This is a genomic window from Reyranella sp. (genome assembly GCF_004297265.1).
Taxonomy (GTDB): domain Bacteria; phylum Pseudomonadota; class Alphaproteobacteria; order Reyranellales; family Reyranellaceae; genus Reyranella.
In genome coordinates, this window is record NZ_SCUT01000028.1 from 85,520 (window position 1) to 112,374 (window position 26,855).

22 protein-coding genes are annotated in these 26,855 nt (G+C 66.5%); 13 read left to right on the top strand and 9 right to left on the bottom strand.

From position 1 onward, the window contains the following. Nucleotides 1-7 precede the first annotated feature (7 nt). The 4 genes from EPO41_RS13275 to EPO41_RS13290 all read left to right on the top strand — a co-directional run bounded on the left by EPO41_RS13275 (nucleotide 8) and on the right by EPO41_RS13290 (nucleotide 9,453). Nucleotides 8-3,166, top strand: coding sequence for an MdtB/MuxB family multidrug efflux RND transporter permease subunit (locus EPO41_RS13275; protein ID WP_296325766.1), 3,159 nt, complete (start codon nucleotides 8-10; stop codon nucleotides 3,164-3,166). Further along, nucleotides 3,163-6,480 carry an efflux RND transporter permease subunit gene (locus tag EPO41_RS13280; RefSeq protein WP_296325768.1) on the top strand — a complete coding sequence of 1,106 codons (3,318 nt, stop codon included), beginning with the start codon at nucleotides 3,163-3,165 and terminating at the stop codon, nucleotides 6,478-6,480. The genes EPO41_RS13275 and EPO41_RS13280 overlap by 4 nt, the downstream gene beginning before the upstream one ends. Continuing rightward, entirely contained in the window at nucleotides 6,477-8,024 is a 1,548-nt protein-coding gene (locus tag EPO41_RS13285) for an efflux transporter outer membrane subunit (protein WP_296325770.1), read from the top strand. The genes EPO41_RS13280 and EPO41_RS13285 overlap by 4 nt, the downstream gene beginning before the upstream one ends. A 133-nt stretch (nucleotides 8,025-8,157) precedes the next feature. Next, nucleotides 8,158-9,453, top strand: a complete 1,296-nt coding sequence (locus tag EPO41_RS13290; RefSeq protein ID WP_296325772.1) for a PLP-dependent transferase — start codon at nucleotides 8,158-8,160, stop codon at nucleotides 9,451-9,453. 13 nt (nucleotides 9,454-9,466) lie between these two features. On the opposite strand, the gene EPO41_RS13295 is transcribed toward EPO41_RS13290, so the two are convergent. Both EPO41_RS13295 and EPO41_RS13300 read right to left on the bottom strand, forming a co-directional pair. Continuing rightward, nucleotides 9,467-10,063, bottom strand: a complete 597-nt coding sequence (locus EPO41_RS13295) for a nitroreductase family protein (protein WP_296325774.1) — start codon at nucleotides 10,061-10,063, stop codon at nucleotides 9,467-9,469. A gap of 43 nt (nucleotides 10,064-10,106) precedes the next feature. Then, entirely contained in the window at nucleotides 10,107-10,583 is a 477-nt protein-coding gene (locus EPO41_RS13300; protein WP_296325775.1) for a carboxymuconolactone decarboxylase family protein, read from the bottom strand. A gap of 113 nt (nucleotides 10,584-10,696) precedes the next feature. Here EPO41_RS13300 and EPO41_RS13305 point away from each other — a divergent pair, with 113 nt between their 5' ends. Both EPO41_RS13305 and EPO41_RS13310 read left to right on the top strand, forming a co-directional pair. After that, the gene (locus EPO41_RS13305; protein ID WP_296325776.1) at nucleotides 10,697-11,119 is read left to right on the top strand and encodes a GNAT family N-acetyltransferase; all 423 of its coding nucleotides are present in this window, start codon (nucleotides 10,697-10,699) and stop codon (nucleotides 11,117-11,119) included. A gap of 13 nt (nucleotides 11,120-11,132) precedes the next feature. After that, nucleotides 11,133-11,927, top strand: a complete 795-nt coding sequence (locus tag EPO41_RS13310) for an SDR family oxidoreductase (protein ID WP_296325777.1) — start codon at nucleotides 11,133-11,135, stop codon at nucleotides 11,925-11,927. A 3-nt stretch (nucleotides 11,928-11,930) separates the two neighbouring features. On the opposite strand, the gene EPO41_RS13315 is transcribed toward EPO41_RS13310, so the two are convergent. After that, nucleotides 11,931-12,935 carry a tripartite tricarboxylate transporter substrate binding protein gene (locus EPO41_RS13315; RefSeq protein ID WP_296325778.1) on the bottom strand — a complete coding sequence of 335 codons (1,005 nt, stop codon included), beginning with the start codon at nucleotides 12,933-12,935 and terminating at the stop codon, nucleotides 11,931-11,933. 162 nt (nucleotides 12,936-13,097) lie between these two features. Here EPO41_RS13315 and EPO41_RS13320 point away from each other — a divergent pair, with 162 nt between their 5' ends. The 7 genes from EPO41_RS13320 to EPO41_RS13350 all read left to right on the top strand — a co-directional run bounded on the left by EPO41_RS13320 (nucleotide 13,098) and on the right by EPO41_RS13350 (nucleotide 20,846). Continuing rightward, nucleotides 13,098-13,967: a protein-L-isoaspartate O-methyltransferase gene (locus EPO41_RS13320; protein ID WP_296325780.1), complete on the top strand. Its 870-nt coding sequence runs from the start codon at nucleotides 13,098-13,100 to the stop codon at nucleotides 13,965-13,967. A gap of 179 nt (nucleotides 13,968-14,146) precedes the next feature. Beyond that, nucleotides 14,147-16,822, top strand: a complete 2,676-nt coding sequence (locus tag EPO41_RS13325; protein WP_296325782.1) for a hypothetical protein — start codon at nucleotides 14,147-14,149, stop codon at nucleotides 16,820-16,822. Then, nucleotides 16,819-17,880 (top strand): alpha/beta hydrolase, encoded by a 1,062-nt coding sequence (locus tag EPO41_RS13330; protein ID WP_296325784.1) that lies wholly within the window; start codon nucleotides 16,819-16,821, stop codon nucleotides 17,878-17,880. Before EPO41_RS13325 ends, EPO41_RS13330 begins: the two co-directional genes overlap by 4 nt. Further along, nucleotides 17,877-18,425: an HD domain-containing protein gene (locus EPO41_RS13335; protein ID WP_296325786.1), complete on the top strand. Its 549-nt coding sequence runs from the start codon at nucleotides 17,877-17,879 to the stop codon at nucleotides 18,423-18,425. The genes EPO41_RS13330 and EPO41_RS13335 overlap by 4 nt, the downstream gene beginning before the upstream one ends. 136 nt (nucleotides 18,426-18,561) lie before the next feature. Then, a complete protein-coding gene (locus tag EPO41_RS13340; RefSeq protein ID WP_296325788.1) occupies nucleotides 18,562-19,485 on the top strand; it encodes a serine/threonine dehydratase in 924 nt (307 codons plus the stop codon). A 299-nt stretch (nucleotides 19,486-19,784) separates the two neighbouring features. Continuing rightward, complete coding sequence (locus tag EPO41_RS13345; protein WP_296325790.1) at nucleotides 19,785-20,366, top strand: hypothetical protein; 582 nt, start codon at nucleotides 19,785-19,787, stop codon at nucleotides 20,364-20,366. Nucleotides 20,367-20,447: 81 nt separating this feature from the next. Then, a complete protein-coding gene (locus tag EPO41_RS13350; protein WP_296325792.1) occupies nucleotides 20,448-20,846 on the top strand; it encodes a hypothetical protein in 399 nt (132 codons plus the stop codon). A 9-nt stretch (nucleotides 20,847-20,855) separates the two neighbouring features. Here EPO41_RS13350 and EPO41_RS13355 read toward each other — a convergent pair whose 3' ends face one another. Genes EPO41_RS13355 through EPO41_RS13380 form a run of 6 tightly spaced genes read right to left on the bottom strand, consistent with a single transcriptional unit; the run spans nucleotide 20,856 to nucleotide 26,831 of the window. Continuing rightward, on the bottom strand, nucleotides 20,856-21,425 hold the full coding sequence (locus EPO41_RS13355; RefSeq protein WP_296325794.1) for a hypothetical protein: 570 nt from the start codon (nucleotides 21,423-21,425) through the stop codon (nucleotides 20,856-20,858). A gap of 19 nt (nucleotides 21,426-21,444) precedes the next feature. After that, on the bottom strand, nucleotides 21,445-22,386 hold the full coding sequence (locus tag EPO41_RS13360) for an oligopeptide/dipeptide ABC transporter ATP-binding protein (protein ID WP_296325796.1): 942 nt from the start codon (nucleotides 22,384-22,386) through the stop codon (nucleotides 21,445-21,447). Between the two features lie 2 nt (nucleotides 22,387-22,388). Then, nucleotides 22,389-23,375 carry an ABC transporter ATP-binding protein gene (locus EPO41_RS13365; RefSeq protein WP_296325798.1) on the bottom strand — a complete coding sequence of 329 codons (987 nt, stop codon included), beginning with the start codon at nucleotides 23,373-23,375 and terminating at the stop codon, nucleotides 22,389-22,391. Then, nucleotides 23,372-24,226, bottom strand: a complete 855-nt coding sequence (locus EPO41_RS13370; RefSeq protein WP_296325800.1) for an ABC transporter permease — start codon at nucleotides 24,224-24,226, stop codon at nucleotides 23,372-23,374. Before EPO41_RS13370 ends, EPO41_RS13365 begins: the two co-directional genes overlap by 4 nt. Then, nucleotides 24,226-25,242: an ABC transporter permease gene (locus tag EPO41_RS13375; protein ID WP_296325802.1), complete on the bottom strand. Its 1,017-nt coding sequence runs from the start codon at nucleotides 25,240-25,242 to the stop codon at nucleotides 24,226-24,228. The genes EPO41_RS13370 and EPO41_RS13375 overlap by 1 nt, the downstream gene beginning before the upstream one ends. Continuing rightward, the gene (locus EPO41_RS13380; protein WP_296325804.1) at nucleotides 25,227-26,831 is read right to left on the bottom strand and encodes an ABC transporter substrate-binding protein; all 1,605 of its coding nucleotides are present in this window, start codon (nucleotides 26,829-26,831) and stop codon (nucleotides 25,227-25,229) included. The genes EPO41_RS13375 and EPO41_RS13380 overlap by 16 nt, the downstream gene beginning before the upstream one ends. Nucleotides 26,832-26,855: the final 24 nt, after the last annotated feature.

The following is a 26,855-nucleotide window of genomic DNA, read 5'->3' on the forward strand; positions in this document are numbered from 1 at the left end:
CCGCGACATGAATCCGTCGCGGATCTTCATCGAACGGCCCGTCGCGACCTCGCTTTTCATGGTTGCGATCATGCTGGTCGGCATCATCGCGTACCGCTTCCTGCCGCTTTCGGCCCTGCCGCAGGTCGACTATCCGACGATCCGGGTCCTCACGATCTATCCCGGAGCCAGCCCGGAGGTGATGACGACCTCGGTCACCGCACCGCTGGAACGGCAGTTCGGCCAGATGCCCGGCCTCAACCAGATGACTTCGACCAGCTCGGCCGGCGCCTCGTCGATCACCCTGCAGTTCGACCTCAAGCTCGGCCTCGATGTCGCCGAGCAGCAGGTCCAGGCGGCGATCAACGCCGCCGGCAACCTGCTGCCGGGTGACCTGCCCTCGCCGCCGATCTATGCCAAGTTCAATCCGGCCGACGCGCCGGTGCTGACGCTCGCCGTCACCTCGAAGACCGAGCCGCTCACCAAGGTCCACGACCTCGTGGATACCCGGCTGGCCCAGAAGATCTCCCAGCTTCCCGGAGTCGGACTGGTGAATCTCGAGGGTGGCCAGAAGCCCGGCGTGCGCATCCGCGCCAACCCGACCGCGCTCGCCGCCTACGGCCTCAACATCGACGACCTCCGCACCACGATCTCCAACGCCAACGTCAACACGCCCAAGGGCAATTTCGACGGGCCGGCGCGCGCGCTCACCATCAACGCCAACGATCAGATCACCGACCCCGATACGTTCCGCGACATCGTCGTAGCCTATCGCAACGGCGCGCCGGTGCGCGTTCGCGACGTGGCGACGGTCGAGGAGGGGCAGGAGAACACCCGAATCGCCGCCTGGGCGAACAACACGCAAGCCGTGATCGTGAACGTCCAGCGGCAGCCCGGCGCCAACGTCATCGAGGTCGTGGATCGCATCAAGGCCCTGCTGCCGACCCTGCGCGAGACGTTGCCCAACTCTCTGGACATCACCGTTCTTACCGACCGGACCCTGACCATCCGCGCTTCCGTCCGCGACGTGCAGATCGAACTGGGTTTCGCGGTCGTCCTGGTCGTGGCGGTGATCTTCGCCTTTTTGGGCGATGCGCGGGCGACGGTCATCCCGAGCCTGTCGGTGCCACTATCGCTCGTCGGCACGCTGGCGGTGATGTATCTCGCCGATTTCAGCCTCAACAACCTGTCGATCATGGCGCTCACCATCGCCACGGGCTTCGTGGTCGACGACGCCATCGTCATGATCGAGAACATCGCGCGCTACATCGAGCGCGGCGACGATCCGAAGACGGCGGCGCTCAAGGGCTCGAAGCAGATCGCCTTCACTGTCGTCTCGCTCACCGTCTCGCTGATCGCCGTGCTGATCCCGCTGCTGTTCATGAGCGACGTGGTCGGCCGCCTGTTCAGCGAGTTCGCCGTCACCCTGTCCGTCACCATCCTGATCTCCGCCGTGGTGTCGCTCACCCTCGTGCCGATGCTGTGCGCCCAGTTCCTGCGCCAGCGGCCGCATGAGGCGGCGGTCGCGACGCGCGAGACGGCGCCGGTCGCCCTCGAGTCGGAGACGATGGGTACCGGCTGGTTCTCCCGTGTCATCCGCTTCTACGACCGCTGCCTGGTCGTGGTGTTCCGGCACCAGGCGCTGACCCTGCTGGTCGCGGTCGGCACGGTGGTGCTCACGGTGGCGCTCTACATCGTCATTCCCAAGGGCTTCTTCCCGGTGCAGGACACCGGCCTGATCCAGGCCGTGACCGAGGGGCCGCAGAGCGTCTCCTTCGCCGCGATGAGCCAGCGCCAGCGTGCCCTGGCCGAGGCGATCCTGGAGGATCCCGACGTCGAGAGCCTGACGTCCTTCGTCGGCGTCGACGGCACCAATCCCACGCTCAATTCGGGTCGCATGCTGATCAACCTCAAGCCCCGCAGCGAGCGCTCGCTGACGGCGGCCCAGGTGATCCGCCGGTTGCAGCGCGAGACTGCGGGAGTCCAGGGCATCTCCCTCTTCATGCAGCCGGCGCAGGATCTCACCATCGATTCGACGGTGAGCCGCACGCAGTACCAGTTCGTCCTGGAGTCGGCCAATGCCGCCGAATTCGACGCCTGGGTGCCGCGCCTGATGGACCGGCTGGCGAAGCAGCCGGAACTCGTCGACGTGACCAGCGACCTGCAGAACAAGGGCCTGTCGATGTTCATCCGGATCGACAGGGATGCCGCGGCGCGGTTCGGCATCACGGCCGCGACGGTCGACAACGTGCTCTACGACGTGTTCGGCCAGCGCATCGTCTCGACCGTCTACACGCAGTCCAACCAGTATCGGGTCATCTACGAGGTCGAACCCGAGATGTCGCGTTCGCTCGCCTCGCTCAACGACCTGTATCTGCCGAGCTCGACGGCCGGCAAGCAGGTGCCGCTGTCGGCGATCGCGACGTTCGAGGAGCGCACCGCGCCGCTGCGGCTCGACCGGTTCGGCCAGTTCCCGGCCACCACCATCTCATTCAACCTCGCCCCGGGCTTCGCGCTGGGGCAGGCGGTCGACGCCATCGTCGCGGCCCAGCGCGAGATCGGCATGCCGCGCTCGATCACGACGCACTTCCAGGGCGCGGCGCTGGCCTTCCAGAAGTCGCTCGACAGCCAGCTCCTCCTCATCCTGGCCGCCATCGTCACCGTCTACATCGTGCTGGGTGTGCTCTACGAGAGCTACATCCACCCGATCACGATCCTCTCGACCCTGCCCTCGGCCGGCATCGGCGCGCTGCTCGCCCTCATGCTGGCCGGCACCGACCTCAGCATCGTGGCCATCATCGGCATCGTGTTGCTGATCGGCATCGTGAAGAAGAACGCGATCATGATGATCGACTTTGCCCTCGATGCCGAGCGCAACGAGGGCAAGGCGCCGCGCGAGGCGATCCACCAGGCCTGCCTGCTGCGCTTCCGGCCGATCCTGATGACCACGGTCGCGGCCCTGGTCGGCGCGCTGCCGCTGATGCTGGGCAGCGGCACGGGGTCCGAGCTGCGCCAGCCGCTCGGCCTCACCATCGTTGGCGGCCTGATCGTCAGCCAGCTGCTGACGCTCTTCACGACGCCGGTCATCTATCTTGCCTTCGACCGGATCGGTCGCCGCCTGCGCGGTGTGCCGCTCGATACGCCGCTGCACCCGGCACGGGGCGGGGCGGGAGAGAGCACGCCGTGAACCTGTCGGCGCCCTTCATCGCGCGCCCCGTCGCCACGACGCTGCTGACGATCGGCCTGGCCCTGGCCGGCCTGGTGGCGTTCTTCGGCCTGCCGGTATCGCCGCTGCCGAAGATCGACTTCCCGACCATCCAGGTGACGGCGACCTTGCCGGGCGCGTCGCCGGAGACCGTGGCGACCAGCGTGACGACCCCGCTGGAACGGCGGCTGGGCGCGATCGCCGGCGTGACCGAGATCACCTCGTCCAGCACGGTCGGCAATTCGCGCATCACCCTGCAGTTCGACCTGTCGCGCGACATCGACGGCGCGGCCCGCGACGTCCAGGCGGCGATCAGCGCCGCGCGGGCCGACATGCCCGCCGACCTGCGCAGCAATCCGCAGTATCGCAAGATCAACCCGGCCGACGCGCCGGTCATGGTGATCGCTCTCACGTCGAACACGCTGGGCCAGGGCCGGCTGTTCGATGCCGGCTCCAACATCCTGCAGCAGAAGCTGAGCCAGGTGAGCGGCGTTGGCCAGGTCCAGCTGGGCGGCAGTTCGCTGCCGGCGGTGCGGGTGGAACTGAACCCGACGGCGCTGAACAAATACGGTATCGGCCTCGAGAGCGTGCGGGCGGCGCTCGCGGCCGCAAACGCCAATTCGCCCAAGGGCGCCCTCGAGGTCGGCGACCAGCGCTTCCAGATCTATTCCAACGACCAGGCCGCCGTCGCGGACGAATACCGGCCGCTGATCATCGCCTGGCGCAACGGCGCCCCGGTCAGGCTCTCGGACGTGGCGGAGGTGATCGATTCGACGGAGAACATCCGCAACGAGGGCCAGGCCAACGGCAAGCGGTCGGTGCTGGTCATCATCTACAAGCAGCCCAACGCCAACATCATCGAGACCGTCGACGAGATCAAGGCGCTGCTGCCCGAGCTGCAGGCCTCGATGCCGAACGACGTCGAGCTGCAGGTGGTGAGCGACCGCACGACGACGATCCGCGCGGCCCTCAAGGAAGTGGAACAGGCGCTCGTGATTGGCGTCGTGCTCGTGGTTCTGGTGACCTTCGCCTTCCTGCGTTCGGCGCGGGCCGGTTTCATCGCTGCGGTGACGGTGCCGGTGTCGCTGGTCGCCACGTTCGGCTGCATGTACCTGCTGGGCTACAGCCTGAACAACCTGTCGCTGATGGCACTCACCATCGCGGCGGGCTTCGTGGTCGACGATGCGATCATCGTGCTCGAGAATGTCACCCGCCATCTCGAGGCCGGCATGTCACGGATGGAGGCCGCCCTCAAGGGCGCCCGCGAGGTCGGCTTCACCGTCGTGTCGATGAGCGTCTCGTTGATCGCGGTCTTCATCCCGATCCTGCTCATGAGCGGGATCGTCGGCCGCCTGTTCCGCGAGTTCGCGGTGACCCTGTCGATGGCGATCCTGATCTCCATGGTCGTATCGCTCACGACCACGCCGATGATGTGCGCCTACGTGTTGCGACCGCCGGGCGCCCACCGCGCGCCCGGCTTCTTCGCACGATTGAGCGAGCGCGGGCTGGGCGGCCTGCAGCGGCTCTACGGACGCAGCCTCGGGCTGGTGCTGCGCCATCCGCTGCTCACCATGTTCGTGTTCCTGGCGACGGTGATCCTCAACATCCATCTCTACGTGACGATTCCCAAGGGCTTCTTTCCGCAACAGGACACGGGTCGCATCATGGGCGGCATCCGCGCCGACCAGAGCATTTCCTTCCAGGCCATGCGCCGGAAGTTCCGCCAGTTCGTCGAGATCGTCCGGTCCGATCCGGCGATCGAGAGCGTTGCGGGATTCACCGGCGGCGGGCAGACGAATTCGGGCTTCATCTTCGCCACGCTGAAGCCGCTCAGCGAGCGCGATGCCACCGCCGACGAGGTGATCGCGCGCCTGCGGCCAAAGCTCGGCCAGGTCCCCGGCGCCATGCTGTTCCTGCAATCCGTGCAGGACATCCGGGTGGGTGGGCGTCAGGGCAACGCCCAATATCAATTCACGCTGCAGGCCGATTCGCTGTCGGACCTCTATACCTGGGGCCCGAGGCTCACCCAGGCCCTGCAGGCCGACACGTCGGTGATCACCGACGTCGATTCCGACCAGCAGCAGCGCGGGCTGCAGCTCAACCTGACGATCGATCGCGACGCCGCAGCCCGTCTCGGCATATCGACGCGCAACATCTCCGCGACGCTCTACGATGCCTTCGGCCAGCGCCAGGTCTCCACCATCTACAACGCCCTGAACCAGTATCACGTGGTCATGGAAGTGGCGCCGCAATGGTGGGAGAGTCCCGAATCGCTTAAGGACATCTATGTCAGCAAATCCGGCGGCGCCCTGAGCGGCACGCAGTCAACGGGCGGCATTACCTCCTCGACCACGGGTTCCACCTCGACCGGGGCGGCCGGTACCGGCGCACTGACCATCGATCCGGCGCAGGCGGTGCGCAACCTGCGCACCAACCAGATCGCCGTCAGCGGCCGCGGCTCGGCCTCGACGGGTGCGGCGGTCAGCACCACGCCCGAGACGCTGGTGCCGCTGTCTTCGGTGACGCGCTGGGACTACGGCACGACGCCGCTGGCCGTGAACCATCAGAGCATGTTCGTGGCCAGCACCGTCTCGTTCAATCTCGCGCCGGGCAAGACCTTGAGCGATGCCGTGCAATACGTGAACGACACGATGCGCGAGATCGGCATGCCGACCACGCTGCACGGGTCGTTCCAGGGGACGGCGCGGGCCTTCCAGCAGTCTCTCAACAACCAGCTCCTGCTGGTGCTGGCGGCGCTGGCCGCCGTCTATATCGTGCTCGGCATCCTCTACGAGAGCTACATCCACCCCATCACGATCCTGTCGACCCTGCCGTCTGCCGGCATCGGCGCGCTGCTGGCGCTGCAGTTCTCGGGTGTCGAATTCAGCATCATCGCCATGATCGGGGTGCTGCTGCTGATCGGCATCGTGAAGAAGAACGCCATCATGATGATCGATGTGGCGCTGGAGCGTGAGCGCGGCGAGGGGCTCGAGCCCTCCGTCGCGATCCATCAGGCGGCCCTTCTGCGCTTCCGGCCCATCCTCATGACGACGATGGCCGCGATCCTCGGCGCCCTGCCGCTGGCCATCGGCTATGGTGATGGCGCGGAGCTGCGCCGACCCCTCGGCATCTCGATTATCGGCGGCCTTATCGTGAGTCAGATCCTGACCCTGTACACAACACCCGTGATCTACCTTTATCTCGACCGCTTCCGCCGCCGCGATCGCGACCGGCCAAGCCGCGTCGCGCGCGCGCTGGGGAGTGTTGGGGCGGGCAACGGCGGAGTGCCGGCATGAAGCGCAGCGCGGCGCTTCTTCCCCTGCTGCTGGTTTCGGGTTGCCTCGTCGGGCCCAACTACGAGCGCGCGCCGCCGGCCAGCCCGGTGGCGCCTCAGTACAAGGAAGCGGAACTGCCGCCCGGCACGGCTTCGCTCTTCCGGCCGGCCCAGCCGCGCGACGGTGCGGATCGCGGGACGTGGTGGCAGGTCTACGGCGATCCGACGCTCGACAGCCTCGCGGCGCAGATCGACGTCTCGAACCAGAACCTGAAGATCTTCGAGGCCAACTATCGGCGGGCACGGGCGCTGATCCGGCAGGACCAGTCGGCGCTCTATCCAAACATTTCCGGCACCGGTTCGGCGCAGCAGACCGGCACCGGTGCCCAGCGCGGCACCGGCACGAGCAGCACCTCGACGGTGACACGCTTCGATTCCACGGTGGGCCAGTTCTCGACCGGCTTCACCCTCAACTGGGAGCTCGACCTCTGGGGCACGATCCGCCGCCAGGTCGAGAGCGATTCGGCGGCGGCGCAGGCCAGCGATGCCGATCTCGCCAACGCGCGGCTGTCGGCACAGACCGATCTCGTCACGAACTATGCCTCGCTGCGCATCTCCGACGACCGCAAGCGGCTCTACGAGGCGACCGTCGCGGCATACCTGCGCTCGATGCAGATTGCGCAGAACCAGGTCGACGCCGGCATCGTTTCGCGGGTCGACCTCGTGCAGGCGCAGACCCAGTACGAGCAGACGCGCGCCCAGCTCGTGAACGAAAGCATCAACCGCGCGCTGCTGGAGCATGCGATCGCGCTCCTGGTCGGCAAGGCGCCGTCGGAAGTGAGCATCGAGCCGGCGCCCACGCGGCTCACGGTGCCGACGGTCGATTCAGGCGTTCCCTCGATCCTGCTGGAGCGCCGTCCCGATATCGCCTCGGCCGAGCGCCAGATGGCGGCGGCCAATGCGCAGGTCGGCGTCGCCAAGGGCGCCTATTATCCGCAGATTTCGTTGGGTGCGACGATCGGCTTCCTGAGCGGCGGCCTGGGCTCGCTGCTGCAGCTCGGCACGGCGGCCTGGTCGGTGGGGCCGCAGATCGCCGGCACCATGGTTGACGGCGGCGGCCTCGCCGCGCAGGTCCAGGGTGCGCGCGCGAGCTACGACGCCACGGTTGCGACCTATCGACAGACCATCCTGACGGCCTTCCAGCAGGTCGAGGACGCGCTCGCGCAGCAGCGTATCCTGGTGCAGCAGGAGCAGGTGCAGCGGGCCGCGGTTGCCGCCGCCCGCGAGGCCGAGCGCCTTTCGCTCAACCAGTATCGGGTCGGCACGGTTCCCTACACGACCGTGGTGCAGACCCAGACCGCCGCGCTCGCCGCCGAGCAGACCCTGCTCACCATCCGCCTCAACCGGCTCACGGCCAGCGCCAATCTGGTGAAGGCGCTGGGGGGCGGCTGGCGCCAGGAAGACCTGCCGCCGCCCGTGCCGATCGGCGGGCTCAACCAGCCCAATCCGGCGCCGCCGGCCTTCCCGCCGCCCGCCGCGCAGACGGTCGCTTCGCCCCGGCAGTAGAGAAGATTTTTCTGCGGCGATCGCGACGGGAAGGCTGATTTCGTCGCCCGCCTGTCGGACGTCGGCAGCCATTCCCTTTGACTGCGCCGTCGCTTGCCATGAGTTTGGCCGCTCGTCGCAAAGCGAGGCCATCATGACCAATTCCCGCCATCCCGAGACCCTGTCGCTGCACGCCGGCTGGCGCGCCGACGCCACGACCGGTTCGGTCGCCGTGCCGATCCACCAGACCACCTCGTACCAGTTCCGCGACACCGAGCACGCGTCGAACCTGTTCGCGCTGAAGGAGCTCGGCAACATCTACACGCGCATCGGCAATCCCACGGTCGACGTGCTGGAGCAGCGTATCGCCGCCCTCGAAGGCGGCGCCGCAGCGCTGGCCGTCAGCTCGGGGCAGGCGGCCTCGGCCTTCGCGATCCAGAACCTGGCCAGGGCCGGCGACAATGTCGTGAGCTCGACCGATCTCTACGGCGGCACCTGGAACCTGTTCGCCCATACGCTGAAGGACCAGGGGATCGAGGTCCGCTTCGTCGATCCGTCCGATCCGCAGGCCTTCGCCCGCGCCACCGACGATCGCACCCGCGCCTACTACGCCGAGACGCTGCCCAACCCGAAGCTCGCGGTCTTCCCGATCAAGGAAGTGGCAGACATCGGCCGGCCGCTCGGCATCCCGCTGATCGTCGATAACACGGCAGCGCCGATCCTGACGCGGCCGCTCGATCATGGCGCGGCGGTCGTGGTCTATTCCGGCACCAAGTATCTCGGCGGCCACGGCACCTCGATCGCCGGCCTGATCGTCGATGGCGGCAACTTCGACTGGGCGGCGCATCCCGGGCGGCAGCCGGCGCTGAACACGCCGGACCCCAGCTATCACGGCGCCGTCTGGGTCGAGGCGGTGAAGCCGATCGGCCCGGTCGCCTACATCATCAAGGCGCGCACGACGTTGCTGCGCGATCTCGGATCGGCGCTGTCGCCGTTCAATGCCTTCCTGATCCTGCAGGGCATCGAGACGGTGACGCTTCGCATGGAGCGCCATGTCAAAAACGCCCAGGCCGTCGCCGACTTCCTGGCCAAGCGGCCCGAGGTCGCGAAGGTCATCCACCCGTCGCAGCAGAAGGGCGAGACGCGGCGCCGCGCCGACGCCTATCTCAAGGGCGGCTACGGTGGGCTGGTCGGCTTCGAGCTGACGGCGGGCCGCGAAGCGGGACGGCGCTTCATCGATTCCCTGAAGCTCCTCTATCACGTCGCCAACATCGGCGACGCGCGCAGCCTGGCGATCCATCCGGCCTCGACCACACACTCGCAGCTCTCTGCGGAGGAGCAGCTCGCGACGGGTGTTTCGGACGGCTATGTGCGGCTGTCGATCGGCCTCGAGCACATCGACGACATCCTCGCCGATCTCGCCCAGGCGCTCGACGCGGCCGGCAAGTAGGGCACAGTCCGGCTCAGCCGGGCCTCCATTCGGTGACGTGCGCGGCCCGGTCGGGTCGCGCCGGAGCCGGGGCGGTCGAGGGGGCTGGGGTGCCGACGGTGAGGTGGCCGACGAGGCGCGACGGCGCTTCGAAGCCAAGCAGCCTGTTCACGTTCGGGTCGTAGGCGTTCGGGCCGGTCACCCACATGGCGCCGTAGCCCAGCATGTGCGCGGCGTTCAGCATGTTCATCGCCGCCGCGCCGGCCGCCAGCAGCTGTTCGATCTCGGGGATATTGCCCGGCTTCACGATGGCGCCGACGGCGATCAGCATCGGCGTGCGTCGCACCCAGGCGCGATACCGCTCGGCGAGCGTCGCGGCATTGGCCGGATCGCGCACGGCGACGGCCTCGACCAGCTTTTCGCCGTAGGCGAGGCGCGCCTCATCGCGGATGATGACGAAGCGCCAGGGCTTCAGCCGTCCGTGATCGGGCGCGCGCAGGCCGGCATCGAGGATCAGGTCGAGGTCGGCGCCTTCGGGTGCCGGCTCCTGCAGGAGGCCCACCGAGCGGCGGGCCAGCAATTGGTCGAGGGCGAGCAGACGGGGCTCGCGCGCATGGGTGATATCAGGCATGACAGCATCTCTATCTTAATTGCAAACGATTGTCATTTGCATATTAGGCGACTGGCCGCGCCGTCTTCTGGATCGGCGGGGCGAAGCGGAAGGCGGCTCCCAACCGGTTCCAGGCATTGATCGTGGCCACCGAGACCGAGAGGAACACGACTTCCTCCTCGCTGAAGTGCCGGCGCACGGCTTCGTATGCCTCGTTCGAGACGCTGTGGCCGACGAGGCGCGTGAGCGTCTCGGCCCAGGCGAGCGCCGCGCATTCCCGCTCGGAGAAGATGCCGGCTTCTTCCCAGGTCGCGACCAGGTCGAGTTTCTCCTGCGGCACGCCGAGCTTGCGCGAGACGTTGAGGTGGATCTGCAGGCAGAAGGCGCAGTTGTTGAGCTGCGAGACTCGCAGCTTCACCAGCTCGATGATCTGCTTGTCGATGCCCGATTCGTCGGCCTGCCGGCCCATGGCGATCAGCGACTGCTGGGCGACGGGCGCGATCTTCGCGAAGGCATCGTAGGTGAGACGCGGCTGGGACATCGAGGGCTCCATATATCAGAGTACTGATATTAAGCCTGGGCCGCCGCTTGGCAAGGTCCGGAGCGCCGCCTACCGTGCATCGCACCCGCACCCCTACGTGAGGCCACGACCATATGATCGTTCGCGACGCCGGCAAGGACGACCTTGCCGTTGTCCATCGCCTGATCGGGCAGTTGGGCTACCCCGTCGATCCGCTGGAATTCCAGGCGCGCTTCGACCGCGTCGCGGCGACGTCGGATCATCGGATTTTGGTCGCCGAAGAAAGTGGCCGTGTCGTCGGCGTGCTCCACGCCTTCGTGCGGCCGGCGCTGGAAAAGCCTTGCGAGGTCGTCGTGCAGGCACTCGTCGTCGAAGCCGAGCGGCGCAGCGCCGGCGTCGGCGAGGCGCTGATGCGCGAGGCCGAAGCGTGGGGTGCCGGCCAGAGCCTGCCCTCGACCGCTCTCTACACCCGCATCGACCGCGACAGGTCGCGGGCTTTCTATGAGCGCCTCGGCTATCGGCTGAAGGGAACATCGCATCTCATGGGACGGCCCTGAGGAAGGAAATGCCATGGATCTGGGACTTGCCAACAAGCATGCGCTTGTCACCGGCTCGACGGCCGGCATCGGATACGCCATCGCCAAAGGTCTCGCCGCAGAAGGGGCGAGCGTGGTGATCACGGGCCGCGGGCGGGCGGGCGTCGACGACGCGTTGAGGCGGCTGAAGGAAGCCGTGCCGGAAGCCAAGGCCACGGGCATCGCCGCGGATTGCGCCACGGCAGAGGGCGCCGCAGTCGTGTTCGGCAAGGTGCCGCAGATCGACATCCTGGTGAACAATCTCGGAATCTATGGCCGCAAGCCGGCCTTCGAGATCGACGACGGCGAATGGCAGCGCTTCTTCGAGGTCAACGTCATGAGTGGTGTGCGCTTCACGCGCCACTACGCGCCTGGAATGGCCGGACGGGGCTGGGGCCGTGTCGTCTTCGTCTCCAGCGAATCGGCGCTGAACATTCCCAGGGAGATGATCCACTACGGCATGACGAAGACCGCGCAGCTTTCCCTGTCGCGCGGCTTCGCCATGGAACTGGCGGGCACGGGGGTCACGGTGAACGCCTTGCTGCCCGGCCCGACCCACACCGAAAATACCGACCGGATGCGTGCGGAGCGGGCTGCGGCCTCGGGCGTGAGTGTGGCAGAGATCGAGGCCGGCTTCCTGCGCGACTTCCGGCCGACCACGCTGATCCGCCGCTTCACCTCCCCGGAGGAGGTGGCGGCGCTGGGCGTCTATCTCTGCAGCGAAGCCGCGTCCGGCACCTCCGGCGCCGCCATGCGCGTCGATGGCGGCGTCGTGAACCAGATCATGTGAGCCTCAGTTCACGTCGAGCTTCAGGCCTTCCTTGTCGATGACGCCCTTCCATTGCGCGATCTGCGCGTTGACGAAGGCGTTGAACTGCTCGGGCGTGCCGTAGGCGGGGAAGCCCGCCATGGTCTTGATGCGCTCCAGGGTCTTCGGGTCGGCGAGCCACGCCTTCATCTGGGCGTTGAGCGAATCGACGATGGGTTTGGGCGTGTTGGCCGGCAGGAACACGCCGAACCAGGTCGAGACGTCGAACGGCTTCAGCTCCGGCATGGTCTCGCAGATCGGAACCAGATCGGGGGTGAGCGGGTTGCGCTGCGCCGAGGTGAGGCCGAGCGCCCTGAGCTTGCCCGCGCGCACGAACTCGATCGCGGTCGTGAGATTGTCGAAGAAGAACTGGGTGACTCCGGCCGTCAGGTCGTTGAGCGCCGGCGCCGCGCCGCGATAGGGGATATGCTCGGCCTTCGTGCCCGTGAGCTGCAAGAACCAGGCGCCGCAGAGATGGGGCGACTGGCCGGTGCCGGACGAGGCATAGGAGGCCTTGCCGTTCTGGGCCTTCAGCCAGGCTACGAACTCGGGCACCGTCTTGGCCGGTACCGATGGGTGGACGACCAGCACGTTGGGGGCGGTGATGGCGTTGGACACCGGGATCAGGCTGGCTGGCGTGTAGGGCATGTTGCGGTAGAGCGAGTAGGCGATCGACTGCGGCCCGATGTTGCCCATCAGGATCGTGTTGCCGTCGGGAGCCGCCTTGACGACCTCGGTCGAGCCGATGACGCCGCCCGCGCCCGACTTGTTGTCGACGACGCAGGACTGGCCCCAGGCCTCGGTGAGGTAGGCGGCCAGCAGGCGGGCCGCGATGTCGGTGGTGCCGCCCGGCGCCGCCGGGACGACCATGCGCACGTTCTGCGTCGGCTTCCACGCGGCCTGGGCCTGCACTCCCCGGGGCAGCAGGGCGGCCGCAGGCAGGGCGGCCGCGGCGCCCAAGGCGGCGCGGCGGGACAAATTACGGCTCATGATTCCTCCCGTGATTCGTATTTGTTACCGATCCCCTAGCATGGCCGCGCTGGCAAATCCGCCACAATTCCCGTATCTATTTGACGTGCGGCCGCCTCGAATCGCCGGGCTTTTCCGGCGGTTTCTCCCTCTCTCAATGTGTCCGCGCCAAGGAGGAATATCTTGAAGAGACGTACCTTCGTCTCCGGCTCGGTTGCGCTCGCCGCCGGTGCCCTGGCCGCCCCGGCCATCGCTGCCACGATCAAGCCCTACAGCTGGGATCTGAACCCGCCGATGGATTCGCGCGAGAATTTCATCGCCTGGGGCAAGGCCCGCGGCGAGGACCCGGTGTTCCTTGGCCAGCGTTGGGATCGCTTCCAGGCGCTGATCAAGAACAAGGACATCTGGGGCCAGGCGACCATGCGTGCCTTCCTGCTCACCCCGCGCGAGGAATTCTCGGCGATCAGCCCGGCGATCGCCAAGCGCGCCTATGAGCACGCCTTCCTCGACATCGGCTATGGCGTGACCATGTCCGGCCCGCATGTCCAGGGCCGCATGACCAACGTCATCGACGTCAAGCGCGGCGAGAAGGTGCTCGAGATCGGCACCGGTTCGGGTGTGCAGTCGGCGTACATCGCCAACCTGACCGAGAACGCCTACACGATCGAGATCATCGCGCCGCTCGCCCAGCGCACGCGCGGCCTGTATGACAAGCTGATCGACAAGGGCTACACCGAGTTCAAGCACATCAAGGCCAAGACCGCCGACGGCTTCTACGGTTGGGAGGAAGCCGGTCCGTTCGACAAGATCATCGTGACCTGCGGCATCGACCACGTGCCGCCGCCGCTGCTGCAGCAGCTCAAGTCGGGCGGCCTGATGGTGATCCCGGTCGGCCCGCCGGGCGCGCAGCGCGTGCTCAAGGTGACCAAGACGCAGGCTGCCGACGGGTCCATCACGACGAGCCGCGAGGACATCTACGGCGGCAAGATCGTGCCGTTCGTGCCCTTCACCAAGCTCGAAGGCGACAAGATCGTCGGCACGCACAACCGCTAAAGGTTGTGTGGACGGCGTCTCGGTACCGGTGTCATCCCGAGCGAAGTGAGGGACCTTTCGCGCACAGCAAAGGTCCCTCGGCCTGCGGCCTCGGGATGACAATCAAGATCGGAACGGCCGAAGGTCGTCCCCTCTAGAGATCGCACAAAGCGATCCAACAAAAACAACGGAGATCCCCCTTGTCCATCACGGTCGATCTCGATCATCGCCCGCCGCTCGCTTTCTATCTGTCCGTAGGCCTGGTCGCCGGCAGCATCATCGCGCTGCAGATCGGCATCATGCGCGTGTTCTCCGTCGGCAGCTGGGCCCATTTCGGCTCGCTGGTGGTGAGCCTCGCCATGTTCGGCTTCGGTCTCACCAGCGCCGTGATGTGCGTCGGCAAGAGCTGGTTCGAGCGTCACTGGATCGGCTCCGTGAAGGGCGCGCTGCTGGCCTTCGGGCCGCTGATGGTGGTGTGCAACCTCGCCGCCCAGCAGGTCCCGTTCAACGCGATCTTCCTGATCTCCGACCCGATGCAGAAGTGGCGGCTGTTCGCCAACTTCGTGCTCTATTTCCTGCCGTTCCTCGCGGGGGCGCTGTATCTCGGCGTCATCTTCCTGAAGGCGCAGAAGACCTTCAACCGCGTCTACTTCGCCGATCTCGTCGGCTCGGGCCTGTGCGGCCTCACCGTGCTGTTGGCGATGTATGCCTGGCGGCCCGACGACCTCATCATGGCGCCGCTGCTCCTGTGGCTGGCCGGCGGCATCCTGTGGTTCGTGGCGCTGGGCGATCGCCGCGGCACCGCGGCCATCGTCGTCGTCGCGATCCTGTCGGCGGCCGTGCACCATCTGGCGCCGCAGCTCCTGAGCGTGCCGAAGCTCGCCGTGTCCGACTACAAGGGCGTCTCCTACGCCCGCAAGTTCCCCGATGCCGTGCGCGTCTACGAGCGCGCCTCGCCGTTCGGCTACATCGAGGTCTATTCCAGCTCCTACCTGCATTTCGCGCCGGGCCAGTCCGACAACGCGGCCTTCAACCTGAAGAAGATGCCGTCCAACGCCTATCTCGGCCTCTATATCGATTCCGAAGGCCCCGCCGGCATCATCAAGGACCTGCCGGCCGACGAGACGGCGTACTTCAAGTACCTGCCGATGTACTATCCGTACCTGCTGAAGAAGGACCCCAAGACCTTCGTGGTCCAGTTCGGCGGCGGCATCTCGACGGCGGTGGCGCTGAAGTCGGGCTCCAGCCAGGTGACGGTGGCCGAGGGCAATCCCGCGCTGCTGACCGCCTTCCGCGAGGACAAGTTCCTGCGCGACTTCACTGGCGACATCCTGAACAACCCGAAGGTCAACGTCGTTGACTATGACGGCCGTCTCTATGTCGCGCATACCAAGAACCGCTACGACGTGATCGACCTGTCGCTGGCCGATTCGGCCGGCCTGTCGAGCCCAGGCGGCTTCTCGATCGTCGAGAAGTATTCCTACAGCCGCGAGGCGATGAGCGCCTACATGCGCGCGCTGACGCCGGGCGGCGTCCTGTCGGTGACCTTGTGGAACAAGGAAGAGCCGCCCAAGTCGGTGCTGAAGCTCTATGCCACGATGGCCGCCGCCGCACGGGACGTGGACGGCGGCAAGGACATCGCGCAGAAATTCTACGTCGTCTCGTCCTATCTCTCGACCGCCACCGTGCTCTACAAGCGCGACGGCTTCTCGCCGGCGGAGATCGAGCTGCTCAACGCCCACACCAAGGCGATGTCGTTCGACGAGATCTACTATCCCGGCTTCAAGGTCGATACGGCCGACCTGAAGCAGATCCTGCAGGACTATCGCGACCAGTTCTTCTTCGCGGGCCAAGCCGTCGATCCCACGGCGCCCGCGGAGACGGAGCCCAACGACAAGCCGCCCCCCGGAGTGAGTACAGGGGGAGCGCCCGGGGCGACCGAAGCCAAGGTCGACGGCCCGCCGCCCGCGCCGGTCGTACCGGCAACCGTGCTCGGCCGTCTCGCCTGGCATTATCTGCTCGAGGGCGGCTGGCAGAAGGTTGCGGACGAATATGTCTTCGACACCCGCATCCTGACCAACCACCAGCCGTACTTCGCCGCCTACATCAAGGTGCCCGACCTGCTGAAGTTCACCGACCGGCTCGAGCTGGTGCAGGACGAGTGGGGCTACCTGCTTCTGTGGGCGACGCTCGGCATCGCCACGGTCTTCGCGCTGACCCTCGTGCTGTTCCCGGTCGTGTTCGGCTGGCGCACGATCTTCAGCCGCTACCCTGGCAAGGCCGGCACGATGCTCTATTTCCTCTGCCTGGGGCTCGGCTACATCATCGTCGAGGTGGGCATGATCTCCCACTTCATCCTGGCCCTCTCCAACGCCACGGTCTCGGCCTCCGTGCTGATCACCGGCATGCTGGTCTTCTCCGGCATGGGCAGCTTCTTCTCCGAACGCTTCCTCGATCGGGCGCGTAGCTTCATGCCCAAGGTCTTCCTGGCGATCTTCGCGATCCTGGCGACCTATGCCTTCACCATCGACTATGCGCTCGACTGGATCGGCACGCTGCCCTACGCGCTGCGCATCCTGCTCTGCCTGCTGATCGTGTTCCCGCCGGCTTTCCTCATGGGCTTCCCCATGCCGACCGCGATGACGATGCTCGGCCGCCTCGGCAAGGATCACATGTTCCTGTGGGCCTGGGGCATCAACGGCTGCTTCTCGGTGATCGGCGCCGCGCTGGTGCCGATCGTGGCGACCAGCTTCGGCCTGCCGGCCGTGGTGCTGGTCGGTGCCTTCGCCTATCTGATCGCGCTGCCGGCCTTCTTCTCCGTTATCATGCCGCTCCAGCCCCGGGCGACGGGGGGAGCGCGGTCCGCCGTCGCGTGAAGCGGCGGGCGCTGCTGCTGGGGGCTCTCCTGATGCCGACCGCCGCGCACGCCCAGCCGAAGAAGCCCAAGAAGCCCAGCAAGCGGCAGGCCCCCAAGCCTGCCGCGAAGACCGCTCCGGTGCATGCCGCGAAGCCTGCTCCGGCCGCGCCGCCGCTTGGCCTGAAAGAACCTAAGACGCAGCTCGCGGCCTTCGACGCCTCGCCCTTTCCCTATCGTGGCTTCATCCCGGACACGACCAAGCCGTTCCTCGACGCGCGCGACGGCAAGCGGCGCGGTCATACGACTGGCCGCGGCGACGTCTACTGGGAAGACGTGGCCTACAGTGATCGTCGTTCGCTGCTCTACCTGCCACAGGGCTTCGATCCGGCGCGACCGGTGCTGATCCTGCTCTTCCTCCACGGTCAGGGCGCCACCCTGGAGCGCGACGTGGTGCTGCGCCAGGCCGTGCCGCGACAGGTCGACGAGTCGGGGAAGAACATCGCCCTGGTGGCGCCGCAGCTCGCCTACGATGCCCTGGATTCGAGCGCCGGCAATTTTTGGCGCGGCGGACATTTCGCCAGATATGTCGACGAGGCGGCGGAACGGCTGATGCGTCTCTACGGCAACCGCAGCGCCGGCCGTGGCCTGAACCTCGCGCCGGTGACGATCGCCGCCTATAGCGGCGGCTACCTGTCGGCGGCCTATGCGCTGGAGCGCGGCGGCGCCAACCATCGCGTGAACGGGCTGATCCTGCTGGATGCGCTCTACGGCGACGAGGACAAGTTCGCTGCCTGGTTCGCCGCCCGCCGCCGGCAGGCGTTCCTGCTGAGTGCCTTCACCGATTCGACCAAAGACGAGAACGCCACCCTTCAGGGGCTGCTGGCCAAGCGCCGCATTACCTCTACTCGCACTGTTCCGAAAGCGCTGACACCGGGCACCGCCTGCTTCCTGGGGCCGACGGGCGGACTCGACATGCATGGCGATTTTGTTACGCGCGCGTGGCAGTCGGACCCTTTGAAGCAGGCGCTTTCCATGATTCCCGGCTTCGCCCCGGTTCATGGTAAAAAGAGTGCATGAGCGATCCACTGCGCCAGGAACTCCTGGAAATCTTCGCCGGCCGAGCCACGCGGCGTTACGGCCTCTCCGACATCAACCAGCTTCAGCACGCGCTGCAGGCGGCGGCGCTGGCCGAGGCCGACGGTGCGCCGCCGGCGACCGTGCTGGCCTCGCTGCTGCACGATGTCGGACACATGATCCACGGGCTTGGCGAAGACCCGGCCTCGCAGGGCGTCGACGACGTTCATGAGGAGCTGGGCGCGCAATGGCTGGCCGAGCGTTTCGAGCCCGCGGTCAGCGAGCCGGTTCGCCTGCATGTGACGGCGAAGCGCTATCTCTGCACCGTCGAGTCCGACTATTTCGGCAAGCTGGCGCCCGACTCGGTGCGCAGCCTGGAGCTGCAGGGTGGCCTGATGTCGCCCGACGAGGTCGACGCCTTCCGCGCCAATCCGTATCACGCCGAAGCGGTGCGGCTCAGACGCTACGACGAAGAAGCCAAGGACCCGCGCGCCAGCACCCCCGACTTCGACTACTACCTGCGGCACGTCCCGGCCTGCCGGAAGTAAACGCCTCCCCATTCAAATGGGGAGGTGCCCCGTCTTACGGGGCGGAGGGGTCATTGATGCCTCTCTGCCTATGACCCCTCCGTCCCCTTCGGGGACATCTCCCCCGCTGACGGGGGAGGAGAAGCGAAGAGGCCGCATGATCTCCCGTTCCAACGTCGAGGCCGCCTGGGGCCTGATCCGGCCGCATGTGCGTCGCACGCCGGTCATCGAACTCCCTGCCGGCTCGCTCAGCGTGACGGTATCGCTGGCGCTGAAGCTCGAATCATTGCAGGTCAGCGGCTCGTTCAAGGGACGCGGCGCGTTCCACAAGCTGCTCGCCTCGAAGGTGCCGGCGGCCGGCATTGTCGCGGCGTCAGGCGGCAATCACGGTGCCGCAGCGGCCTATGCCGCGCGCGCCCTGGGCCACAAGGCCGAGATCTTCGTGCCGACCATCGCCGCGCCGGCCAAGGTGGCGCGGCTGCGCAGCTACGGCGCGGTCGTGAACCAGATCGGCGCTGTGTATGCCGAAGCCCGCGCCGCCTCCGAAGCGCGCGCCGCGGAGACCGGCGCGCTGATCGTGCCAGCCTATGAGGACGAGGTCGTGTTCGCGGGCGCCGGCAGCGTCGCGCTGGAATTCGCCGAGCAGGCCGAGTTCGACACGCTGCTGATCGCCGTCGGCGGTGGAGGCCTGATCGCCGGCTGCGCCGCCGCGATCGGCTCGGTGAAGAAGATAGTCGCCGTCGAGACCGAGGGCACGCCGACCCTGCACGAGGCGCTGAAGGCCGGGAAGCCGGTCGACGTCGCGATCTCCGGCATCGCCGCCGACGCGCTGGGCGCCAGCCGCATCGGCACGCCCAACTTCGAGGTCGCCCGCATGCTAGTCCGCGACTCCGTGCTCGTCACCGACGAGGCCGTGCGTGAGACGCAGCGCGCGCTGTGGGACGAGCTTCGCATCGTCGCCGAACCGGCCGGCGCAACCGGCCTCGCCGCGCTGCGCGCCGGCGCCTATCGTCCCGCGCCGGGCGAGCGTGTCGCGACGTTGATCTGCGGCGCCAACACCGATCCAGGTTCGGTGGTGTAGCGCAAAATTGAGATTGAGCAGAAATCTGCTATACTACCCGCAGGTTTCGACGCAATGCGTCGGCCGTGTCTGCCCGGTCACGATCAGTCTTCAGCGTTTAAAAGGTCAGCCCCCTTATCGATGATGGGGTTGTGCTGCTTCGTTCGAAGCACGTCGTGCCGGCAGTGCCAGCACTCTAGGAAAACGCCAACCGCGAACGGTCTCGTCGCACGCGCCTCCGCTCATTGCGGAAAGTTCGGCGCGCGTGGAGCCGAAGCCTTCGCTTGGCATGCCTCGTAACCATTCCGAAGGAAAGAACGATGACCGACCGTAGGGCCGCCGAGATCATGTATCCCAACCAGGAAGGAGACTGGCAGATCGAACTGAGGCAGCGACCGATTGCCCATCGCGGGCATGCCTTTCTGGCGCTTGTCCATAAGGGCCAGATAGTCAGTGAACTTCATGGCTTTGGTCATTCAAGGCATACGGACAAACGGCAGATGCTGGCAACCGATGGAGCTCACCTGCGGGGCACGGAATCCAATCCAGATACGCTCGGGGATACGAAATCTGTCGGAGTAGTGAAGTCCGGCAGCAGGGAAGAAATCGAGAAAATCTGGGCGAAAGGTGCCGAAGCGGCTTCAGCTATCACGGAGCGAGACCTCGACTACAAAGCGTATGACCCATCGTACGAGCTTGGCACCGACGGTGGCCAGATCCAGAACAGCAATTCGGTCGCCTACACGATCGCCAAGGCCATGGGGGTGGAGGCTGCCGCCGATCGCGTTCTGAAGGAGCAAGACGAGAGCCGCCGCTTCTCCGGGTGGAAGCGTGACCTGCTCGATCCGAAGTACAAGCGTTACGTGGCGCCGCCGGTCTTCCCGGTGAGAGACGCTCCGTGATGCCTTGGTCTGATTGCAACCATAGATTGGTGGAACGAAAATGAATGCCCGGCATGCTGCGCTTTCACAACGAGGTGCGGCATGCCGAGATTCTTCCAATGTCGTCTTGCGTCTGTCCTTGCTTTCTTGCTCGCTATCGGTGGCTGTACGTTTTTCTGCGATAATATCGAGCAAGCTTCCACCAAAACCCGGGTGACTGGCCCCTTTCATTACACGCTGCCGGCCAATACCTGGATCGACAACACTCGAATGGCCTCTTACCTTCGTGGGGTCATCGAATCGAAGGGACGGCAGCAACTCACCTACTCGGGGTACGATTGCTCGCCCCGCCCGGTTGCGGACTGCCCGGATTGTCTTCTGTGCACCGAGAAAATTCGCGGCGTCAATAATGCCCAATGCAAGCCGGAAGGCGACCTGTTCATCCGGGCCTATGTCGGTCCCGGCTCGAACGTGCAAGCCCAGACGTACTGGCGGAAGTAAGCCAGCGCTCTACCGCGTGACCTCGGTCACGACCGCGCGGTTGGCCTTGCCGGCGCCGTCGCTGAAATCGTAGCGGATGGCGAACTTGTCGGCGGGGGAGATCCACCAGCGAGAGATCGTGCGCTGACCCTTGTCGCCGGTCTCGTTCATCTCGATCAGGAACGTGTCGATCATCTTGTCGCCCGGCCCGGTGCGCCGCTCATAGCGCGCCACCGCGAGCTGGTAGGTCCAGGTGCCGCTGCCGATCTTGTAGCTCGCCTCGATCTTCTTGCCGACTTCGAGCGGCCACAGGCGCTCCGGCCGAAGGGCGGCGATGTAGGCGGTGAGGTCGGCGCCGTCGGCCGAGGGATTGTCGAACAGCAGCGCGCGCAGCTTGAAGGGCTTCCCGCCGACGCGGTCCATGATGCAGTCCATGCCGTCGCGGCTGCGGGCCACGACCTTGACCCCGCTGTCGTAGGTGAAGGTCGTGCCCGGGTCGGGGCAGGCAAACTGCATGGTCTGGGCGGAGGCGGCCCCGGGAAGCGCAACGGCGCAGAGCAGGGCGGCCGACAGGGCGGACAAGGCTACGGGCAGTCTCATGGCCCGGATCATAGCCAAATCAGACGAAATGGCACGCCGCCTGCGCGCCGTTGCTAACCGGCCGCAGTACCGGCTTCTCGACCCGGCAGCGGTCCTGGGCCATCGGACAGCGGGAGTTGAAGGGGCAGCCGGGCGGTGGGTTGAGCGGGCTGGGCAGCTCGCCCTGCAGGACCGTGCGCTGGCGGGCGCGGGCGAGCTTCGGGTTGGCGATCGGCGCGGCGGCCAGCAGGGCCTTCGTGTAGGGGTGTTGCGGGCTCTTCCAGATCTGGTCGCGGCCGCCGATCTCGAACAGCATGCCGAGATACATCACCGCCACCCGGTCGGCGATGTGCTCGACGACGCTGAGATCGTGGCTGATGAAGAGGTAGGAGACGCCGAACTGGCTCTTCAGATCCTCGAGGAGATTGATCACCTGGGCGCGCACCGAGACGTCGAGCGCCGAGACCGGCTCGTCGCAGATGATGAGTTTGGGGCTAAGCGCCAGGGCGCGGGCGATGCCGATGCGCTGGCGCTGGCCGCCGGAGAATTCGTGCGGGTAGCGCTGCTTGGCGTCGCTCGGCAGGCCGACCCAGCGCAGTAAGGTCTCGACCCGCTCAGCCGTCGCGTCGGCCTTCCAGCCGGCCAGCACCAGCGGCTGTGCCACCGAGCGGCCGACCGTCGAGCGCGGGTTCAGCGATCCATACGGGTCCTGGAAGATCATCTGCACCTTGCGGCGCATCTCGGTGAGCTGCTCGCGGTTGAGCGGTGCGATGTCGACGCCCTCGACCACGATCTCGCCGCCGGCGACGGGCACCAGCTTCATGATAGCCTTGCCCAGGGTGGACTTGCCGCAGCCGGATTCGCCCACGAGGCCCAGCGTCTCGCCGACCGCGAGGTCGAGGCTGACGCCGTTCACGGCACGCACGACGCCGCCCGCGGTGTTGAACTGGACGCGCACGTCGCGCAGGGAGAGCAACGACATGGTCAGCCCCCTTCCGCCGCGAAGCAGGCGACGAGGCGGCCCGCGCCGGGAACCGTGAGGTTGGGCTTCTCGGTCAGGCAGCGGTCCATCACCCGCTTGCAGCGCGGCGCGAAGGCGCAGCCCTGGGGCAGGGCATTGAGCGGCGGCACCATGCCGGGAATGTCGGCCAGCCGCTCGGCACGCGCGGCTCCCGGTGTAGGCGTCGCCCCGATCAGGCCCACCGTATAGGGATGCAGCGGGCTCTCGAACAGCTCGTCGACCGAGGCTTCCTCGACCTTGCGGCCGGCATACATGACGACCACCCGGTCGGCGGTCTCGGCGACGACGCCGAGATCGTGGGTGATGAAGATCATCGCCATGCCGGCATCGGCCTGAAGTTTCTTCAGGAGCGCCAGCACCTGCGCCTGCACCGTGACGTCGAGCGCCGTGGTCGGCTCGTCGGCGATCAGCACCGACGGGCTGCAGGCGATCGCCATGGCGATGATCACCCTCTGGCACATGCCACCGGAGAGCTGGTGCGGGTAGGCGTCGAGGCGGCGCGCCGCGTCGGGCATGCCGACCAGCTCCAGCAGCTCGTGCGCCCGCACCCTCGCCTGGCCGCGGCCGAGCTCGGTATGGGTCATCAGAACTTCGACGATCTGCTTCTCGACCGTGGCGACCGGGTTCAGCGAGCTGAGCGGGTCCTGGAAGATCATGCCGATCTCCTTGCCGCGGATGCCGAGCATGGTCTCCTCGGGCAGGGGCACGATGTCCCGGCCGTTGAGCTTGACCTGGCCGCCGACGATGCGCGCCGGCGGATCGGGCAGCAGGCGCATGATCGAGAGCGCCGACAGCGACTTTCCGCAGCCGGATTCGCCCACCAGCGCCACGGTCTCGCCGGCGCCGACGGTGAGGCTGAGCCCGTCGACCGCCTTCATCTCGCCGCGGCGGGTGAAGAGCGTGGTGCGGAGGTCGGTGATTTCGAGAGGGAGAGCCGAGCCGCCCATCACCGGTCCCTCAGCTTCGGATTGAGCGCGTCGTTCAGCCCGTCGCCCACCAGGTTGAGGCAGAGCACGGTGATCATGATCGCGATGCCCGGGATGGCGCAGATGTACCAGGAACTGCGGATGAGCTGCCGCCCGTCGCCGACCAGCCGGCCCCAGCTCGCGACGTTGGGATCGCCCAGGCCGAGAAAGGAGACGGCCGATTCGAACAGGATGGCGCCCGCCACGACCAGGGAGGACAACACGATCACCGGCGGCAGGGCGTTGGGCAGGATCTCCGAGACGATGATCCGAAAGTCGCTCATGCCCATCGAACGGCAGGCCTGAACGAACTCGCGATCGCGCAGCGACAGGAACTCCGCCCGGGTCATGCGCGCGATCGGCGTCCAGCTCACGATGCCGATGGCGATCACGATATTGGTCAGGGTCGAACCCAGGATCACCACGATGGTGAGCACGAAGATCAGGTTCGGAATGGTCTGGAACAGCTCGGCTGCCCGCATCGAGACCTCGTCGACCCAGCCGCCGAAATAGCCGGCGATCGCACCGACGCCGACACCGATGATCGTGGCGACCGCCGAGGCGAAGAGCCCGATCAGCAGGGTCGCGCGCGCGCCGTGGACGATCATCGAGAGGATGTCGCGGCCCAGCGAATCGGTGCCCAGGGGGAATTCCGGGTCCTCACCGGGCCACAATTCGGGCAGGCCAACGATCCGGAGCGGATCGGTCGGGAAGAACACCGAGGCGAAGATAGCCATCAACGCGACGACCAGGATCAGGCAGGCGCCGACCAGGGCGCCGCGGTTGCGGGCGAAGCGGCCGACAAACTCGAAGCGGGGGAACTCAAAGCGTTGCATCAGCGGATCTCGATGCGCGGGTCGAGCCACATGTAGACGAGGTCGACCGCGATGTTGGCCGCGATGACGACCAGCGAGCCCAGCACCATGATGCCGAGCACGACCGGATAGTTGCGCGAGCTCACGCTGTCGAACAGCAGCGAGCCGACGCCCGGCCAGCTGAACACGCTCTCGATCACGACGCTGCCGGCCAGCACGGTGCCCATCTGCACGCCCAGGATCGTCACCACCGGCAGCAGCGCGTTGCGCAGCACATGGTGGATCGTGACCTTGTTGCGGCTGAGGCCCTTGGCACGCGCCGTGCGCACGAAGTCGAGCTGCGCGACCTCCAGCATCGAGGAGCGCATGACGCGGGTGTAGATCGCGGCATAGAACAGGCCCAATGCCAACGTCGGCAGGATCAGGTGATGCAGGATCTCCAGCACGCCACCGGTCCCGCCGATCTTCATCATGCCGCCGACCGGCAGCCAGCCGAGCTTCACCGAAAAGAGCACGATCATCATGATGCCGAGCCAGAAGCTGGGCGCGGCGTAGAAGAACATGGCGGCGATCGAGACCAGGCTGTCCCAGAAGGTGCGGACCTTCATCGAGGCCACGACGCCCGCCGCCACGCCGATCGTGACCGCGAGGGTAATGCTCGACACCATGAGCAGGATCGTCGCCGGCAGGTGGATCCAGATCGCCTGGATGACCGGCATGTTCTGGCGATAGGAGAAGCCGAAGTCGAAGTGCAGCAGCGCCCAGATGTATTTCAGCAGCTGCATCCACACGGGATCTTCCAGCCCGTAGGTCTTGCGCAGCAGCTCGACCGTCGCCGGATCGCTCACCTGGTTCTCGGCCGTCATCAGCTCGAGGAAGCTGCCCGGCGCCATCTGGATCAGGCAGAAGTTGATCACCACCACGCCCAGCATCAGCGGTACGGCCTGGATCAGCCGTCGCCGCAGCAGCCGCAGCGCCGCCGTGCGGCGTGCGGAGCCGCGAAGGGCGGGCGTCGGCGAGACTAGCTCGCCAGCCATAGGTCTCCCCAGCTTGCCGCGAGGAAGTTCGGGTCGTTCGAGTGGTTCTGCACCTTGGTGCTGGCCAGGGTGATCGACTCCAGTTCGACGAGCGGCAGGAGCGGGGCTTCCTGCGCGATGATCTTCTGGAACTCGACGACCAGCGCCTTGCGCTTGGTCGGGTCGGTTTCGACCTTGATGCTGGCGACCAGCTTGTCGACGTCGGGATTGGAATAGCCCGAGGCGTTGCGGAACGGCACGCCCTTCAAGATGCCGTCGGTCGTGAAGTATTGCGTGGTCGACGGCACCGGCTCCGACGGATTGGCCTGGTTGGAGATCGCCAGGTCGTAATCGTAGTCGGTGTAGATGCGCTTGAGGGATGTCGGGCGATCGGGGACCGTGAGGTTGATGCCGACGCCGACATCCTCGAGCGCCTGCTTCACATAGGCGCCGACCTTGCCGTTCTCCTGGAACCAGCCCGCCGAAAGCAGGTTCAGGGTGAAGCGCTTGCCGTCGGCCTTCTTCGGGAAGCCGGCCGCATCGAGCAGGGCGGCCGCCTTCTTCGGATCGAAGCCGGTCTTGAACGTGTCGGCGGTGTAGAACTCCTTGTTGGGAGAGTAGATCGGGCTCGTGCCCGGCCGCGCGTAGCCGTAATAGACCGTCTTGGCGATGAACTCGCGATTGACGGCGTGGAACATCGCCTGCCTGACCTCGCGCTTGGCGAAGACCGGATTGCGCATGTTGCACTCAAGCGTCGTCGACCAGACCGCTTCCTCATAGCCCTTGGGCGTGGCCACGAACTTGCCGGTTCCCGTGAGGCGCTTGATGTCGGGCGGTGCGACGGGATTGAACACGCCGATATGGATGTCGCCCGCTTCCATCGCCGCAGCGCGGCCCGCCGGATCGCGCACGTAGCGGATGATCAAACGGTCGAGATAGGGTTCGTCCTTCTTCCAGTAGTTCTCGTTCTTCACGTACTCGAAGTGACTGCCGCGCACCCACTCCTTGAACTTCCACGGGCCGGTTGCGATCGGCGCGTTGTTGGCGGCATTGGTGACGGGGTCGCTGCCGGCATAGATGTGCTTGGGCAGGATGTAGGAGACGGTGCCGCAGAGCGTCGACGCGAAGAAGAATTCCGGCGTCGGATTGTTGTACTTGAAGACGACCGTCTCGGCGTCGGGCGCCTCGATGCCCGCGAAGTCGGTGAGCGCCGAGGCCGCGGCATACTTCTTCCAGATCTCGCCGACGGAATAGACGACGTCGTCGACGGTCATGTCCTTGCCGTCATGGAACTTCACGCCCTTGCGGATCTTCACCGCATAGGACTTGAAGTCGGCAGACGGCTTCCACGACTCGGCCAGCACGCCCTCGAACTTGCCGTCCATTCTCCTCAAGGCGAGCCGCTCGAACAGCTTGGACGAAGAAAAGGTCGGGCTCGAGCCGCCGCCGGCCGGCACGTAGCAGGCCTGCGGCTCGCCGCCGCCCCAGGTCGCCACCAAGGTGCCGCCCCGCTTGGGCGTGCCCTGCGCAAACGATCCCCTGGACGTGCCGACCATACCGGTCGCCAAGACACCCGCGCCAAACACGCGGCGTGAAACCTTGATCGTCATGACACCCTCCGTTCCCCAATCCCC